General features: G+C 52.5%; 14 protein-coding genes. 3 read left to right on the top strand and 11 right to left on the bottom strand.

Annotated elements, in window-relative coordinates:
* Positions 1-52 precede the first annotated feature (52 nt).
* Genes AACZ64_RS04425 through arsS form a run of 3 tightly spaced genes read right to left on the bottom strand, consistent with a single transcriptional unit; the run spans position 53 to position 2,345 of the window.
* Positions 53-700, bottom strand: coding sequence for a TIGR04282 family arsenosugar biosynthesis glycosyltransferase (locus AACZ64_RS04425; protein WP_293614679.1), 648 nt, complete (start codon positions 698-700; stop codon positions 53-55).
* Positions 697-1,371, bottom strand: a complete 675-nt coding sequence (locus AACZ64_RS04420) for a TIGR04283 family arsenosugar biosynthesis glycosyltransferase (protein WP_293614678.1) — start codon at positions 1,369-1,371, stop codon at positions 697-699. The genes AACZ64_RS04425 and AACZ64_RS04420 overlap by 4 nt, the downstream gene beginning before the upstream one ends.
* Entirely contained in the window at positions 1,371-2,345 is a 975-nt protein-coding gene (gene arsS / locus AACZ64_RS04415) for an arsenosugar biosynthesis radical SAM (seleno)protein ArsS (protein WP_293614677.1), read from the bottom strand. Before arsS ends, AACZ64_RS04420 begins: the two co-directional genes overlap by 1 nt.
* Positions 2,346-2,458: 113 nt before the next feature.
* Here arsS and cobB point away from each other — a divergent pair, with 113 nt between their 5' ends.
* Entirely contained in the window at positions 2,459-3,166 is a 708-nt protein-coding gene (cobB, locus tag AACZ64_RS04410; RefSeq protein WP_293614676.1) for a Sir2 family NAD+-dependent deacetylase, read from the top strand.
* On the opposite strand, the gene AACZ64_RS04405 is transcribed toward cobB, so the two are convergent.
* The 3 genes from AACZ64_RS04405 to AACZ64_RS04395 are packed head-to-tail and all read right to left on the bottom strand — an operon-like array spanning position 3,163 to position 7,357.
* A complete protein-coding gene (locus tag AACZ64_RS04405; RefSeq protein WP_293614675.1) occupies positions 3,163-4,263 on the bottom strand; it encodes a succinylglutamate desuccinylase/aspartoacylase family protein in 1,101 nt (366 codons plus the stop codon). The genes cobB and AACZ64_RS04405 overlap by 4 nt on opposite strands.
* A gap of 2 nt (positions 4,264-4,265) precedes the next feature.
* Positions 4,266-5,768, bottom strand: coding sequence for a glutamate--cysteine ligase (locus tag AACZ64_RS04400; protein WP_293614674.1), 1,503 nt, complete (start codon positions 5,766-5,768; stop codon positions 4,266-4,268).
* Between the two features lie 56 nt (positions 5,769-5,824).
* Positions 5,825-7,357 (bottom strand): FMN-binding glutamate synthase family protein, encoded by a 1,533-nt coding sequence (locus tag AACZ64_RS04395; RefSeq protein WP_293614673.1) that lies wholly within the window; start codon positions 7,355-7,357, stop codon positions 5,825-5,827.
* A gap of 170 nt (positions 7,358-7,527) precedes the next feature.
* Here AACZ64_RS04395 and AACZ64_RS04390 point away from each other — a divergent pair, with 170 nt between their 5' ends.
* Positions 7,528-8,082: a DUF2062 domain-containing protein gene (locus AACZ64_RS04390; protein WP_293614672.1), complete on the top strand. Its 555-nt coding sequence runs from the start codon at positions 7,528-7,530 to the stop codon at positions 8,080-8,082.
* Positions 8,083-8,096: 14 nt separating this feature from the next.
* On the opposite strand, the gene AACZ64_RS04385 is transcribed toward AACZ64_RS04390, so the two are convergent.
* The 3 genes from AACZ64_RS04385 to AACZ64_RS04375 are packed head-to-tail and all read right to left on the bottom strand — an operon-like array spanning position 8,097 to position 11,292.
* Positions 8,097-9,332 (bottom strand): lipoprotein-releasing ABC transporter permease subunit, encoded by a 1,236-nt coding sequence (locus tag AACZ64_RS04385; RefSeq protein ID WP_293614671.1) that lies wholly within the window; start codon positions 9,330-9,332, stop codon positions 8,097-8,099.
* A gap of 6 nt (positions 9,333-9,338) precedes the next feature.
* Complete coding sequence (lolD, locus tag AACZ64_RS04380) at positions 9,339-10,058, bottom strand: lipoprotein-releasing ABC transporter ATP-binding protein LolD (RefSeq protein WP_293614670.1); 720 nt, start codon at positions 10,056-10,058, stop codon at positions 9,339-9,341.
* Positions 10,048-11,292, bottom strand: coding sequence for a lipoprotein-releasing ABC transporter permease subunit (locus tag AACZ64_RS04375; protein WP_293614669.1), 1,245 nt, complete (start codon positions 11,290-11,292; stop codon positions 10,048-10,050). Before AACZ64_RS04375 ends, lolD begins: the two co-directional genes overlap by 11 nt.
* Positions 11,293-11,477: 185 nt before the next feature.
* Between AACZ64_RS04375 and AACZ64_RS04370 the strand changes: the two genes are divergently transcribed.
* A complete protein-coding gene (locus AACZ64_RS04370) occupies positions 11,478-11,786 on the top strand; it encodes a hypothetical protein (protein ID WP_293614668.1) in 309 nt (102 codons plus the stop codon).
* 53 nt (positions 11,787-11,839) lie between these two features.
* Here the strand turns inward: AACZ64_RS04370 and sthA are convergent, their stop codons facing one another.
* Together sthA and AACZ64_RS04360 are read right to left on the bottom strand one after the other, a co-directional pair.
* Complete coding sequence (sthA, locus tag AACZ64_RS04365) at positions 11,840-13,258, bottom strand: Si-specific NAD(P)(+) transhydrogenase (protein ID WP_293614667.1); 1,419 nt, start codon at positions 13,256-13,258, stop codon at positions 11,840-11,842.
* 128 nt (positions 13,259-13,386) lie between these two features.
* Entirely contained in the window at positions 13,387-15,264 is a 1,878-nt protein-coding gene (locus AACZ64_RS04360; RefSeq protein WP_293614666.1) for a SurA N-terminal domain-containing protein, read from the bottom strand.
* Positions 15,265-15,271: the final 7 nt, after the last annotated feature.

Genomic DNA, 15,271 nt, shown 5'->3' with positions numbered 1-15,271 from the left:
GCAAAAATAGGCGCAAAACAGAAACTGGTCAAGAAAAATAATTCTTTTAATATCAGCAAGTTAAATATTTCTTAAAAAATAATTCCCGCTCAACGCTACTTACTAGATAGTGCAGATCTTCATTTCGGTCAATATCGACCAGTGTATCCAGCTCAAGCCACTGCAAACAGTTCGCCATCAAGCGCTGCCGCGTCACCTCCATAACCCTCCCGGTTCCCCATGGCACGTCTTCAAAAATACCCGGACAAGGTCGATTGAGCCCCACCAGCACATAGCCGCCATCACGGGCCGGACCCAATACAGCGGGGACTGTCTGCAACGCCTTGAGCGCAGCCGCAATATAATTACCATTAATCCCCGGGCAATCGCTGCCGATCAACAACACGTTGCGGTAATGCGGTAGTCGATCAGCAAAAGCGTGGGACATGCGCTGGCCAAGATCGGCGCCTTCCTGCAGGCGAAATGGCACTTCCGCAGGAGTCAGGAGAGCATCGAAAAAAGGGTGCTTACGGTCAGACCAGACTTCGCTATCAACCTGCCCCACTGGCAGATGACGACTGAAGACCCAACTGACCAGCGCACGATGAAGTGCCACACACCCCGCCTTTCCCAGAGAGGGCTCCAAGCGGGTTTTTACAGCACCCAATAATGGGGCCTTGGCAAACTGTATCAGGCAACTGTCAGAGGATCCGGGGATCATTCAGGGTAATACCGTCTAGCCAGACGTGCCGGGGAAACGCCCAGAAAAAATGCCAGCCGCAACCACCACATTTGCAATACCGTGCTCACAATTCCCCGCTGCTGCCAGCGACGAGCGGAAGTCAGAACGGTAGGAGACAACACTTTGGGTGGGCAGAGAACTTTCAGGCGACGACAGATTTCCACATCCTCCATCAGCGGGATAGCGGCAAAACCGCCAATTTGATCAAAAATATCGCGGCGTACAAACAGCGCCTGATCGCCAGTGCCAATACCGGAGAAACGGGCCCGACAACTCATCGCCCGCTCAATCACCCGAAAAGCCCAACTGGTTCCACTGAGCTTGACCGGGAAAAACCCCCAAACACTGTCCGACAACCAATGACTGGAGAACCCGACAGGCAATCGTGTATCACTGTGGAGAAACAGCAGGTAATTGCCGCAAGCCTCTACCGCCCCTGCATTCATCTGCAAACTGCGGCCACGGGGACTGTTGATGACCAGATCAGCCTGGGCAGTGGCCCGCTCCACCGAATCATCCGAGCTTCCGCCATCCACCACAATCAGCTCCACTTCTGCCTGGCGAAGCCCTTGTAAACACTGAAGACAGGACGTTAGCTCAGCACCTTCATTGAGCACCGGAATAACGATACTGAGCTGCAGACCGGCCATTAGTCCAACGCACCGCCACAGCTACTGCCATTGCCGGCGGTACAACCGTAGCAGTGGTCACCAATGGCAATCGGTCGTCCGGACAGATCATTCTGCAGTAGTTCCCGCAAATGCGGTCGACGGTCTGAGGCAATGTGTTCGCTCGGGGCGGACATGGGCATCTCAAGCATCTGGTTGAAATCACAATCGTAGAGGTAGCCCAGCCAATCCACACTGACAGTATCGCGGCACATGACTGTCTGCAGGTGCTCGCGGTGATAATGGTCTTTCAACAACTGCATATAAGGTTCGTAGTTACCATGAGCCAGCAAAGTGGCACCGAAGCGACTGATCGGCATATTGGTGATGGTAAAAAGCTGGTTGAACACAATGCCATAATCTTCCAATAAACGGGTTTTGTATTCCTGTTCGAGCTGCTGCTGTGGGGGCGGAAGGAATGCGCCGTTGGGGTTGTAAACCAGGTTTAAAGCGAGGTCTGGCTTTCGCCCATAACCCAGTGTATTCAGCTTTTGCAGCGCCTCTATGCTTTGCTGAAAAACACCCTTGCCGCGCTGCTCGGCAACATTCTGCTCTGTGTAACAAGGCAGTGATGCAACTACTGTTACACCCTGGGCTGCGAGGAATTCCGCCAGATCGGCCTGGTCTGGCTCGAGGAGGATAGTCAGGTTGCAGCGATCAATGACAGTAACACCCTGCTTGATCGCCGCTGATACCAGATGGCGAAAATGGGGGTTCATCTCTGGCGCGCCACCAGTCAGATCGAGCGTAGAAATCTGTCGTTCACGCAATACCCGCAACACCAGTTGGACGGTCTCCCAATCCATCAGTTCGGTGCGGTTTGGCCCCGCATTCACGTGGCAGTGGCTGCAACTTTGATTACAGAGATACCCCAAATTTACCTGAAGCGTCGACAATCCTTTTCTCTGCAACTCGGGGAAATCGGTAGTGAGCAGAAACGGCCGGGTATCTCTCATTGTATTATCCTGCGAATATTCATCTGCTTTGTGACCCTTGCGGGTTGGGACAGAACCGGAGTCGGTATGGCGCTATTTGCCTGCCAAACTGAAAAAAACAGAATACATGCCCTATGCCTACCAAAACCTGTCAATCCATCGTTGTTTTAACCGGTGCCGGAATCTCCGCTGAGTCCGGCATACAGACTTTCCGAACCAGCGATGGGCTTTGGGAAAACCACCGGGTAGAGGATGTTGCCTCACCCGAGGGCTTTGCCCGTGATCCAGCCACAGTACACCAGTTCTACAATGAACGCAGACGGCAACTGCTGGATCCGGATATCGCACCCAACCCGGCCCATCTCGCACTGGCTGAATTTCAACAACGCTGTTCCGGCAACTTCACACTGGTCACACAGAATATCGATAACCTTCATGAACGGGCCGGCAGTAGCCATGTTCTTCATATGCATGGTGAGTTATTGAAAACCCGTTGCAGTGCTACCGGGAACATTTTTGACTGTCACCAGAATACCGCTTTATCGGTGCGCTGCCCATGCTGCGACAAAATGGCCACCCTCCGTCCCCACGTGGTGTGGTTTGGTGAAATGCCACTTTTTATGGATGAAATCTACCGGGCTTTACACCAGTGCGATTTATTTATTGCTATTGGCACCTCCGGTCATGTCTATCCGGCTGCCGGGTTCTTTGCCGTCGCCAAAGCTGCCGGGGCACAGACGGTTGAACTCAACCTGGAGATCTCAACCAACGGTTCGCAGTTTGACGAATGCCATCAGGGACCGGCCTCGATATTGGTCCCCGATTACTTTCGATCACTCTAATCCCGGGCTCCAGAATCAATTGAATCAAGGGTCCTTCGTGTCGTTTGCAAATGGGTATGGTCCACTTCTTTCACTGCATAAAAAATACAATCACTCACCGCTATCGAAGGATTGGTCGTCACCATAAAAAGCTTTAAAAAGGTTCGAGGGTAAAGCTTGCCCTCCCGTGAAACAAAATATTCATCAATGACGTCATGGCCATGGGCATCGACCACCCTGAGATTCCGGATACCCTGCCCGCTTAGCCAGGCCAGCGGCGAATCCGGACCGACGATGCCGAAATTTCGCCGATCGAGGTGAAGCGGCAGCGTAATATCCATACCGGGGCAGGGTTCCTCTGCGTAACACAGGCGTCCTGCGGGCTTCAGCTCCATCCTCACCGGGTGCCGATAGATATCCCGCTCGGCTAATTTCTCTGAATCGGGGAGCATCGGCCTGGCTAGTTCTGCTTCCGTCATAAATCGTTTTAATCCCTGGCGGGCAATCGTGTCTGACAGTGCCTGCGCAGCGCCACCACACTCAATCGTCACTATCGGACAACCGAGTCCTGGGGACTCCATCAGCGCCCCCAGACGGATATCGGTAATAATGAGCCGATGGGTAAAAAGAATGGCGATATCCATATGAATGGGCTGTTCTTCTACAGCGACCGCAAAAGCGGGTCCATCACCGGAGGTATTATGGAGATCGATAACGGCCTCGGGCTCCACCCGGCGAATGATATCCAGCAACTCAGCAGCCAACATTGCTTGGGCATCAGAGTAGGGGGGAGCAAACAGCCGATTCATGTCGCGCTGATCTGGCAAGTAGCGGTTACTGAACTGCGGTTCCGTCAATGCCGCCTCGACCGAGACAATCGCCAGGTAGGTATCCACCTCCGGCTCAAAATCCTCGCGCAACAATTGATGAATGGCCTTCAGACCGGAGGGTTCATTGCCGTGCAGGAGGGTGACCACAAAACGGCAACGGCGCTTATCGCGGCCGTCCAGCTTGATCACCGCCGGCCCGCCGAGCTGAACGAGAAAATCGGTAACGGATGCTGGCACGTCTTCTGCCGAGGGCTTCTGAAGAATTCTGAAGCTCTTCCCCAACTGCATATTCACTCCTCTGCCTGCTCAATATCAGTCCACTGGGATACCGGGATATTGGCCATTGAACGCGACTGGTAAGCGGCCAGCAGCCGCCGGCAAACCTCTTTCCGGTTCATGCCAGTAGACATCAACTGATTAAATTGGGCCAACTGCCAGCTCGCACCATTAACCCCGGTTGATAATCTGCCCTCGATAACCTTCAGCCACTTCCGGTATTCCTTTTCATCGACCCCGATACTGGCCAAACCCCGTGCCGCAGTGGGTAACAGCTGCTCTAATACACTGGCCAGTGATTGCTCCTGTAAACCATTTTGTCGGGCATTCGGCCATAGTACCTGGGCCTGCAGCCCATCTCTGGCCGCCCGGTAAAAGTTCTCCTCCGCATAGCTAAACGGCAGGGCCGATAGCAAGGGCTCCAGCTGATCGGACAGACCCTCGGCGAGTCCGATAAACAGCGCTGCATTTGCCGCCATGTCCAGTGGCGTAGGTCCCGCTGGCAACGATCTCATCTCTATCCTCACATGAGCATCGCCTTCGGGATCAAAAATTGGCCGATTCCAGGACCAGATGGTTCCATCATGCAAACAAAGTTCTTCAAGCAGCGGCATGCCACCGCCTGCCACCACGGCCCGGGGATCTTCTGCACTGACCAGCGGCATCAGAGGCTTGTAGAGTTGTACAGTTTCCCGGAACAACTCCATTGCGTTACCACGCAACCAGCCGTGACCAAAGCTGACTCGGGCCGGTTTACTCCAGCCATCGGGCCCGACCTCAGGGTCATCAATGGATTGCCTGAACAAGGGTACTCGGGTCTCGTGCCAGAGACGGTGGCCCAGTAATAGTGGCGAGTTGGCGGCAACACCAACCATCAATGGGGTAACCAGCTGAATGGCGTTCCACAGCGTGCCAAACCGGGCGGGGTCAGTGCGGTAGTGCAACTGAAAGGACGTGCAAGCGCCCTCCAGTGTCACATCACCGTGGACCAGATGAATAGGGTCTGGACCATCGATATTAATGCCGAAAACATCCGTTCGTGATTGCCGGATGGCCTCAGCGAGAACTTGATAACGCGGCGTATCAGTCATCACAGCTTCGCCAAAGTGATTGGGTCCCAGGGTGGGGAGAATACCGATGGGTATGACGCCACCCCCCTCCTTATTCAGCAGCGAATGCAAATCCGCCAGAGTTTCCAGCATTTGCTGCTCGATGGCAGTAAACGGCTGACCTGCAGCAAACACCGGGGACAGATTAAATTCGAGATTGTAACGGTTCAGTTCAAGGGTCAACCTAGGGTCATTACTCTGCGCCTGAACCTCCAGATTGCGCAATAGCGGCCCCCCTCGCCCGTCGACCAGATACAACTCCAGTTCTGCACCAATACTGGCGCTTCCCTGCCCGAACCCCGGCCGGGCCAGAAGACTATCCAGCGCTTCGAGGCAATAATGCAATTTTTCTTCAAATCGCTTGAAGTCGACAGGTGTAAAGCTGGTTTTATCGATGGATTGCCCCATGAATCACACCTCTTTTATCCCGGCTGACCGGTTTTAACTATGACATTGCTTTGCCATCATTGATCAATATTTCCTGGGGGAAACAACCTGGCTCCCATCTGCTCCGATGGATAAAGACTTTCAAGGCTTTCCGAGCGACCGGAACTGGTAGCCATTCTGGCGTGATGGCGACGCAACTGGCGAGGCTCGAAAACACCACAGGAGTGGGCAATCGTACCGACATCATAGGTCATGTTCGCCACGTAGTTTGCCACCCGCTCGGATTTCAGTATGGGGTTCAACCCGCGCTGCAATTTTGGGTCATGGGTCGTGACACCGGTGGGGCAGGTATTTTTATTGCACTGCATGGCTTGAATACAACCGAGAGAGAACATGAAACCACGCCCGGAATTGACAAAATCCGCGCCCATGCAGAGCGCCCAAGCCACCCCGGAGGGCACAATCAGTTTTCCCGATGCAATCACCTTGATGCGCTCTTTGAGACCGTAGCCATGCAACAAGTCAACGACCGCAGGAAGACTCTCGCGGATGGGCAACCCCATATAATCCATCAGCGCCTGAGGTGCGGCACCAGAGCCGCCCTCTGCACCGTCGACCGAAATAAAATCCGGAGCCGATTCAATACCTCGCGCCAGTATCAGTTTAAAGAGATCTTCCAGCCAGACGGTGTCACCAATAACCGTTTTGAAGCCTACCGGCTTTCCTGTAACCCTGCGCACCTGATCAATCATATCCAGCAAGCTGCCGGCATTGGTGATTTCCAGGTGCCGGTTGGGACTGATTGCATCCTCACCCACCGAAATGGCCCGAATCAGTGCGATCTCTTCAGTGACCTTGGCCCCGGGCAGAATACCGCCCTTTCCCGGCTTGGCACCCTGACTGAGCTTGATCTCAAACATTTTGACCTGCGGATGAGCCGCAACACCGGCCAACCGTTCTTCGCTGAGTCGACCCTGCTCGTCCCGAACACCAAATTTGGCGGTACCAATCTGAAAGACAATATCGCAGCCGCCCTCAAGGTGATAGGACGAAAGACCACCTTCGCCGGTATTTAACCAGCAGCCGGCTTTGGCCGCACCTCGAGATAACGCCTGCAATGCCGGCTTGGAGAGCGCGCCGTAACTCATACCGGAAATATTCAGAATAGAGGTCGTTGTGAACGGTATCTCACAATAGGGCCCAATGGTGATAGGGCTGGGGGCCACCGCATCCTCACCGCGGGTGGGGTACGCACAGTTGACAAAAAATATTGAACCGAGCGGACGCAGGTCTCGCGTTGAACCGAAAGCCAGCGTTCTATCCACATCCTTGGCCGCTCTGTAGACCCAGGCACGTTCGGCCCGATTAAAGGGCATTTCCTCACGGTCCAGAGCGTAGAAATATTGACGGAAAAATTCACCCATGTGCTCAAACAGGTAACGAAAACGACCGACAACAGGGTAGTTTCGGCGAACCGCATGTTTGGTCTGGGTAATATCAATGATATAGAAGACAACCAACGTAAGGATTAGCAGACCAAAAGAAAGTACAAAGATGACGGCCAGAGAATTTAGCGTGAAGTAAACCCAACCTGACGTGACTGATTCCATATTTTATTTTGCCCTGTTTTCAAGTAGAGGTAGGGTTTCGGAGATTAAAATAATCTCACCGATCTGACCATGTTACGCTGATAGAAACAACTATCCAGTTGACCTGATCAGTAGCCTGTGGGACAAAAACTGATCATAATTCCCGCCCCCAACGTCATCAGCCCGAACTTATGCCAAAAAAGATCTTACGCCGCTTTCTGCCGGATCCACACAAAATCCTTAATGTGCGCCCTATCCGCTGGATGGGCCCTCTACTGAAAGATCCCAACCTGTTCCATATCAACCGTGCTTCGATTTCAACGTCTTTTTTTATCGGGCTATTTTGTGCTTTCCTGCCGATTCCGGGACAAACGCTGGTGGCCGTACTATTGGCATTGGTATTCCGCAGCAATCTACCTCTGGCCGTGGCACTGATCTGGATCAGCAACCCACTGACGATCACCCCGATGTTCCTGTTTGCCTACAGTGTAGGTACCTGGTTATTGGGTCAAAGAGAATCTCACCTTGTCATTGAGCTCAGTTGGGACTGGGCAATTGCACAGGGCAGTAGAATTTGGCTGCCACTGCTGACCGGCAGTCTGGTTTGCGGGTTGATCAGCGGTATCATAGGCTACCTGACCATTTTGAATCTGTGGCGGTGGCAGGTGATCAAAAACTGGGGTGTTCGTAAGAAAAAACGTCAGGGACACGCAGCTGCATTATTAAATCAGAGAGAAAATCCCTAACTGACAAAAAGCTATTACTCGTATCTCAGGACATCTGCCGGACGTGTATTGGCAGCACGGATAGCCGGGTAAAGGGTCGCCAAAAAATTCAGCGCTAATGCCACAGCAACGATCAGCGCCACATCATTCCACAACAGTGCCGAAGGGAGGTAGTCAAGTGGATAAATTTCCGAGCTGAGTAACGGGCGGCCCATTAACGACTCAAGCCACCGGGCCGCAGCCGTCACATTCAAAGCCCCCACCACACCCAGCAGCACACCCAGCAGGGTACCAAAGAGACCAATCAGCACACCTTGAGTGAGGAAAATTGCAACAATCTCATGCCGGACAAACCCCTGTGTTTTGAGAATCGCTATCTCGGCACGCTTGTCGATCACGGTCATCATCAGCATTGAGATTACATTGAAAACAGCGATGGCAATGATCAGAAAAACCAACAGGGAAACCAGGTTGCGAGACATTTTTATGGCTTGATAAAGATTGCCATGAGTCTGTATCCAGTCGGAAAACTGGTAACCGGACGGCAGCACTTGCAGCAGGGCATAACCGGTCTGACGCGCCTCAAAGACATCGGCCACCCGCACCTGCCACCCCCGGGCCAGGCCCGGATGTCCCGCCAGCCTGGAGGCTGTCTCAAGCTTCGCCAGCACCAGACTCTGATCAGCCGCTGTGCGAGTGTCAAAGGTGCCCAGCACGGTAAAAGTCGACACTTTTGGTGCCTGTTGGAGCCCGTTACCTCCGGATGCGGGCACCAGTAATGTCACCCGGTCACCCGCTGACAGGGACAGTTTTTTGGCAATCTCACCCGCCATCAAAAGGCCATTGGAATGAACAGCCAGCTGCCCCATCAGGTCAGGAGAGACGAACACACCCATGAACGGGTCGGCCAGTGATGGCTCAAGCCCCATCACCTCCACTGGTCTGGTTTTGCCACGGTGCGTCAACATACCCTCCAGCCGGGTAAAGGGCATCACGGCGCGGACATTCGGCTGCTGCTCAAGGATATCCCGCAACGTGTCACTCTGCTGAACATCGTACTCGTTAAACAATCGTATGTGAGGCACTGCTGCGAGGATACGTGTCTCCATTTCCCTATCAAATCCGTTCATTACGGACATAACCACCACCAGCAGGGCAACGCCCATCACCAGTCCCAGAATGGCCAGCAGTGAAATAAACGACACCATCCGCTTGCCAGCGCCAGAGGTAAAATTACGCAATCCGATAAAGACGGTTAGGGGTCTGAACACAGTTGGCTACAATCCCTGATCCATGGAGTGAGATTCAGTGACATCCGTCAGACAGCCCTCTGTAAGTGAGAGCACCCGATCCATCCGAGCCGCGACCTGAGCATCATGGGTGACCACCACAAAACTGATCGCCAACTCACGATTTAATGACATCAGAAGTGCGAGTACCGTTTCTGCTGTGACAGGGTCAAGGTTGCCGGTCGGTTCGTCCATCAGCACACAGGCCGGTTTTCTCACCAGCGCCCGAGCAATGGCGACTCTCTGCCGCTCTCCACCGGACAGCTCAGAGGGTTTATGGTCGCAACGTGCGCCCAGACCAACCCGATCAAGCATTTCCTGAGCCAACGCCGTCGCTTCAGCAACCGGTATTTTTGCCACCAGCAGCGGCATGGCCACATTTTCAAGTGCGCTGAACTCACCCAGCAGATGATGAAACTGGTAGACAAACCCCAGATACTGATTGCGCCAGCGGGCCCGCTTCGATTCACTCATTGGCTTCAGAGCAGCCCCCATTACATTGACGAAGCCCTCGTCCGGGTCATCCAGACCGCCCAGCAGATTCAAAAGAGTGGTTTTTCCAGAACCAGACGTCCCGATAATCGCAATTCTCTCACCACTTTCAACCTGCAGTGACAACCCCTTTAACACATCAATCCGCTCTACGCCCTGGCGATAGTGTCTGGCAAGGTTATCGCAGTGCATCACTGCGGATGAATCAGTGGTCATAACGCAAGGCCTCCGCCGGTAAAATCTGTCCCGCCCGGTATGAAGGATACAAGGTTGCCAACAGACTTAAACCAAAACCCAGTCCGCTTATCACAAGGACATCCTGCCACAACAACCTGGAGGGTAGCTGGCTGATGAAATAGACATCAGGATCAAATACTCTGAAACCTACCACATATTCAACCCAGTGGACGATGTCGCCAATCCAGAGGGCAAGCAAGCTGCCAAAAACAACGCCACAGAGCACCCCGAAAGCACCTACGGCACTACCCTGTACCATAAAAATTCGTGAAACCGTTCCAGCCTCGACACCCAGGGTGCGAAGCACCGCAATATCCTGCCGTTTATCAGCCACCATCAGAATCAGGCTGGCAATAATATTAAAAGCCGCAACAGCAATAATGGCCGCCAACAGCAAGCCAACCACCTTTTTCTCCAGTTCTATCGCCTGGAATAAATTACCCATATCCTCCGTCCAGGCTTTGGCCCTGAATCCAGGGGCCATATCGCCATTCAATGTGGAAACAATGTCACCTGCAGCAAAAGGATTGGTAAGTCGCAACCTCACACCCGTGACATTTTCACCGGTTCGGAACAACTTCTGGGCATCCCGATAATGAACAAAGGCCAGCCCCGCATCCACCTGCGCACCTACCTGAAAAACGCCAAAGACACGAAACCGCTTATATCGCGGAAAAATACCCGCCGGCGTCACATTCAGTTCAGGCAACGACAGCACCACATAATCACCCCGAATAACCCCAAGCGAACGGGCAAGCAGATTGCCGATAACAATGCCATACTCGCCCGGCTGCAGTAACGCCATCTCGCCTACCATCATATGCTCACTGATCGGGCTGACCGCGCCTTCCAAAAGCGGATCTATACCCTGTATCAAAACACCCTGACCCTGAGCATCTGAAGACAGCAGCCCATACCCCTCGACGTAGGGAGCAAACGCCTCAACACCCCGGACGAGGGTTGCATCAGCACCTAATTGTTGCCAGTTGCGGACACCGTCTTCATTAAATATTGCTGCATGAGCTACCACGTTAAGAATTCGCTGCCTTATTTCGTAATCGAAACCATTCATCACGGAGAGAACCAGGATCAGGGCCGTCACGCCGAGTGCCATCGCGACAAAAGACAATAGTGATATAAAAGATACGAAACCATTTTTGCGTCTGCTGCGGATATAACGCAGACCGATAAAAAAAGGCAGGTTAGTAGTCATGGGAAGGCATTAAATCGGAATCACCGAAGGCAAACAAGTGAACATTTTATCTGGCGGGCAAACAGTTTGTCCGATCTCCGCCAATTTGGCAGTTGCACTTCCCGCATTTCAGCTTACTATAATTAAAACCGACAAAGGCAACCCCAATCCGAGCCGGACACGCCTGAAATCTAGGGAATTTGATCATGAATAAACCACTGATACTGCTTTTTTCTGCGCTAATAAGCCTCCCCCTGGCTACGATCGCCGAGCAGGTTATTATCCCCGTTGGACAACAATCGGCGCAAAATCAGGCCATTGAAAAACCTGATCGAGGCATCAGCAAAGACAGGGTTCGCGCTAAATTTGGTGAGCCCTTAAGCATGAAACCCGCAGTGGGAGAACCGCCGATTTCATCCTGGGAGTACCCTGAATTTCAGGTCTATTTTGAATACGAGCACGTACTTCATTCGGTGCTAAAACGCACTGAATCGGGAAACGCTGCCACAGAGTAAGACTTATGCCATCCCGGGCCGTATGATTGTGGGGAGTTTTTCGGCTCCGGCAATCAGATCACCAGTTTACGGGACTCCCGACACAGCCGGTTCATCCCGTTAATAGCGGCGATTCTGTAGGCTTCGGCCATGGTCGGGTAGTTGAATGTGGTACGAATAAAATACTCAATGGTATTGGCATCGCCGGACTGGTTCATAATCGCCTGGCCAATATGAATAATTTCCGATGCCTCCGCACCAAAACAATGGACACCAAGGATTTCCAGCGTTTCCTGATGAAACAATATCTTTAATACACCGACTTCTTCGCCGGAAATATGGGCACGGGCTATGTTCTTGAAGTAAGCACGGCCTATCTCATAGGGAACTTGCTGTTCGGTGAGTTCGGACTCGGTCTTGCCGACAAAGCTGATTTCCGGAATCGTCCAGATACCGGTAGCAACGTCTTCAACGTGATATTCACGCGCAGCACCACACATGTGTGCAGCAGCAAACCGACCCTGATCATAGGCGGCACCTGCCAGTGATGGCCAGCCCACTACATCACCGGCCGCATAGATATGCGGGACTGTCGTCTGGTAGTGCCCATTGACCTCCAGCTGACCCCGCTCATTCACAACCAGGTCCAGTTCTTCCAGCCCCATATTTTTAGTATTGCCGGAACGACCATTGGACCAGAGCAGCGCTTCAGCGTGAATACGTTTGCCCGACTTCAGTTCCATAGTGACACCGTTGTTACGGGTTTCTATATGGTCATATTCCTCATTGTGTCGAACGGTGACGTTCAGATCGCGAAGCTGATAGCTGAGTGCATCTGAAATCTCATCATCGAGAAATGACAGCAACCCGGAGCGACTGTTCACCAGATCGACACGGGTATCCAGTCCGGCAAAAATCGAAGCATATTCACAACCGATTACCCCGGCACCATAAATAATAATATTGCGAGGTGTTCGATCCAGACTCAGAATCGAATCACTATCAAAAATACAGGGATGATCAAAATCCACATCGTCTGGATGATAGGGACGTGAACCCGTTGCGATCAAAAAGAATCGTCCCTTAATCGTTTCGCGCGTGTGGTCAGGCTGTTTGATGGAAATATGGTGAGCATCCGTAAAGCTGGCTCGCCCCAAATGGAGTTTGATACGATTGCGAGCATAATCTTTTGTCCGCCCTTCTACCTGCTTGCGAATGACATCATCTGCGGATTTCATCAAATCGGGGAAGGAGAACCAACGGGGATCGCCCACTGCACGGAACATGGGCATGGTATTGAACTGCACCATGCGCCGGACTGCATGGCGCAAGGCTTTTGAAGGAATGGTCCCCAGATGGGTACAGTTACCCCCCACCATGGGCCTGTCATCAACTACTGCCACTGACCAGCCCTGCTTCACTGCGGACATTGCCGCACCCTCGCCTGCCGGACCACTGCCGATTATTACCAGATCATATTGATAATCTGCCATGCTTTAAAACTCCAGATTCATGGGTGGTATATTCGGTACCATATATTGGCTACCACTTCACAACACCTCCAAGGCCACCGTTATAAACCATAGCAAGCGAGACGAATGCTGGTGATCAATACACCTATCTAGTATTTAGATGTGATATCGGCTTGTTCAACCAATAGGGTCTCATACGCCTGGTAATCGCGACTGGCCGCCGTCAGGGCAACCGTTGTGGAAAGCACCTGCTTCTGTTCAGCACTCAGTTTGTTGAAATCCCCCTCCGTAACCCGGGTCAGGGACACAACCACATGATCGCCATTGGCAAGGGCCAAATCACTAACGACCGCACTATCCGCAGGCTCCGCTAGTGAAAAAACCCACTGGCGAATCTCCTCGTTGAGTTTGCCACTGAACCGTTTTGTGTCCAGATTAACCTGCCATTGGAGCGACTCCTGTTTAGCCACGTCTTCAATTGACTCACCCCCTTTAACACGAGCGACCAATGTCTCAGCACGCTCCATCAACTGACGGTCTGCACGTTCTTTCTTGAGAATCTGCTCAATACGGGGCCTGACCTCAGCCAAGGGTTTGAGTCGTGAAGGAATTCGCTCCCGAAGCGACAGCACCACTACGTGATCATCTGCCAGATCAAGCACTTCACTGGTAAGACCTTTTTCCAGAACCGGCTCGCTGAATGCAGCCGTGATGACCTGTGGTTTACCCGCTAGACCCTCACCACCATTGCGGCTGAATGGTTCGGTAACCTGCAATGTCAGATCAAGCCTGTCGGCAACACTTTCCAGGGAGGAGGCATTATAGGAAAGGTCCTTGAGCTCCTCAATTCTCTCTGGCAACAACTCCAGTGCCAACTGCCGTTGAAGCTCACGCCGGATACCCGGCTCAATGTCATCTCGGCTAGGTAACTCAGCCTTTTTTTCTGCCAGCAGTTTGACCAGATGGACACCGAGGTCGGTTTCTACCAGATCAGAAACCTCACCGACAGAGAGGCTATCCAGCGCCACACTCAATGATTCCGGCAGATCGCCACGTTGCACAAAGCCCAGATCACCACCCTGTTCAGCAGTGCTGTAATCCTCCGAGTATTGCTCAGCAAGCACAGCAAAGTCTTCACCGGCTTCCAGCTGCTGTTGAATGTCAGAAATTTTGTCGAGATGACTGCCGTCGTCCTGTTTCTCAAGCAGAATCTGCGCGACCTGTCGCGATTGCTTGATTCGAGCGGCATTAATTCTGGCCTCGATCACATCGTTGACAACATTCTCTTCCACGACGACTTCCTGTACCAGGTCGTCGGGACGCAATTCTATGTACTCCACCACCAATTGCTCGTCTGCCATAAACTGGTCTGTATTGCTCTCATAGAAAGACTGGATTTCTTCATCGGTAATTGAAATTGCTTCCAATACCGGCGCGCGGGGGATAGTCAGGTAGTAGAAGTCCCGGGTTTGCTCAGTGATGCTCGCCAATAGCTGGTTTTCCCGCTCCGTGGAAAACCCGGTATTGCTTACCCCCTGCATAAACTGGCTATTCAACATATCTGCTCGAAGCAGTTTATTGTAGGAGTTCGGGGTGTAACCCATCTGTCTGAGCACAAACTCATAGCGCTGGGCATCAAACTTTCCTTCCACTTGAAAATCAGGGACCTCAAGCAACAGGCGATAAATCATTTTGTCGTCGATAGCCATGCCCTGTTCCCGAGCTGCAAGCTCAACCGCTTTCTGGCGAATAAGCTGTTGCATAACGGGGCCACGAAGCTGCTCATCGTTGATCATGGACGGGTCGAGATCTTCGTACCTGTTAAGAATCTGCTGCTTCTGAAGCGCCACGGATTGTTGGAGACGAAGCTCCGTAATGGTCTCACCATTGACGCTGGCGACTTCCTCAACAGAACTACCGCTGAGAAAAATTGCATCCACACCGAACAGGGCAAACGGCACAATAATAATAGCGACCAATACAATTTTGGCCGAGCCTTTGAGGTTGTCTCGAAAGTCCTGCAGCATAAAAATC

It is taken from the genome of uncultured Porticoccus sp. (genome assembly GCF_963975625.1).
In the GTDB taxonomy this organism is placed as follows: Bacteria; Pseudomonadota; Gammaproteobacteria; order Pseudomonadales; family Porticoccaceae; genus Porticoccus.
Note: the sequence above shows the minus strand (reverse complement) of the source record. Positions and strands in the feature narration are given on the sequence as shown.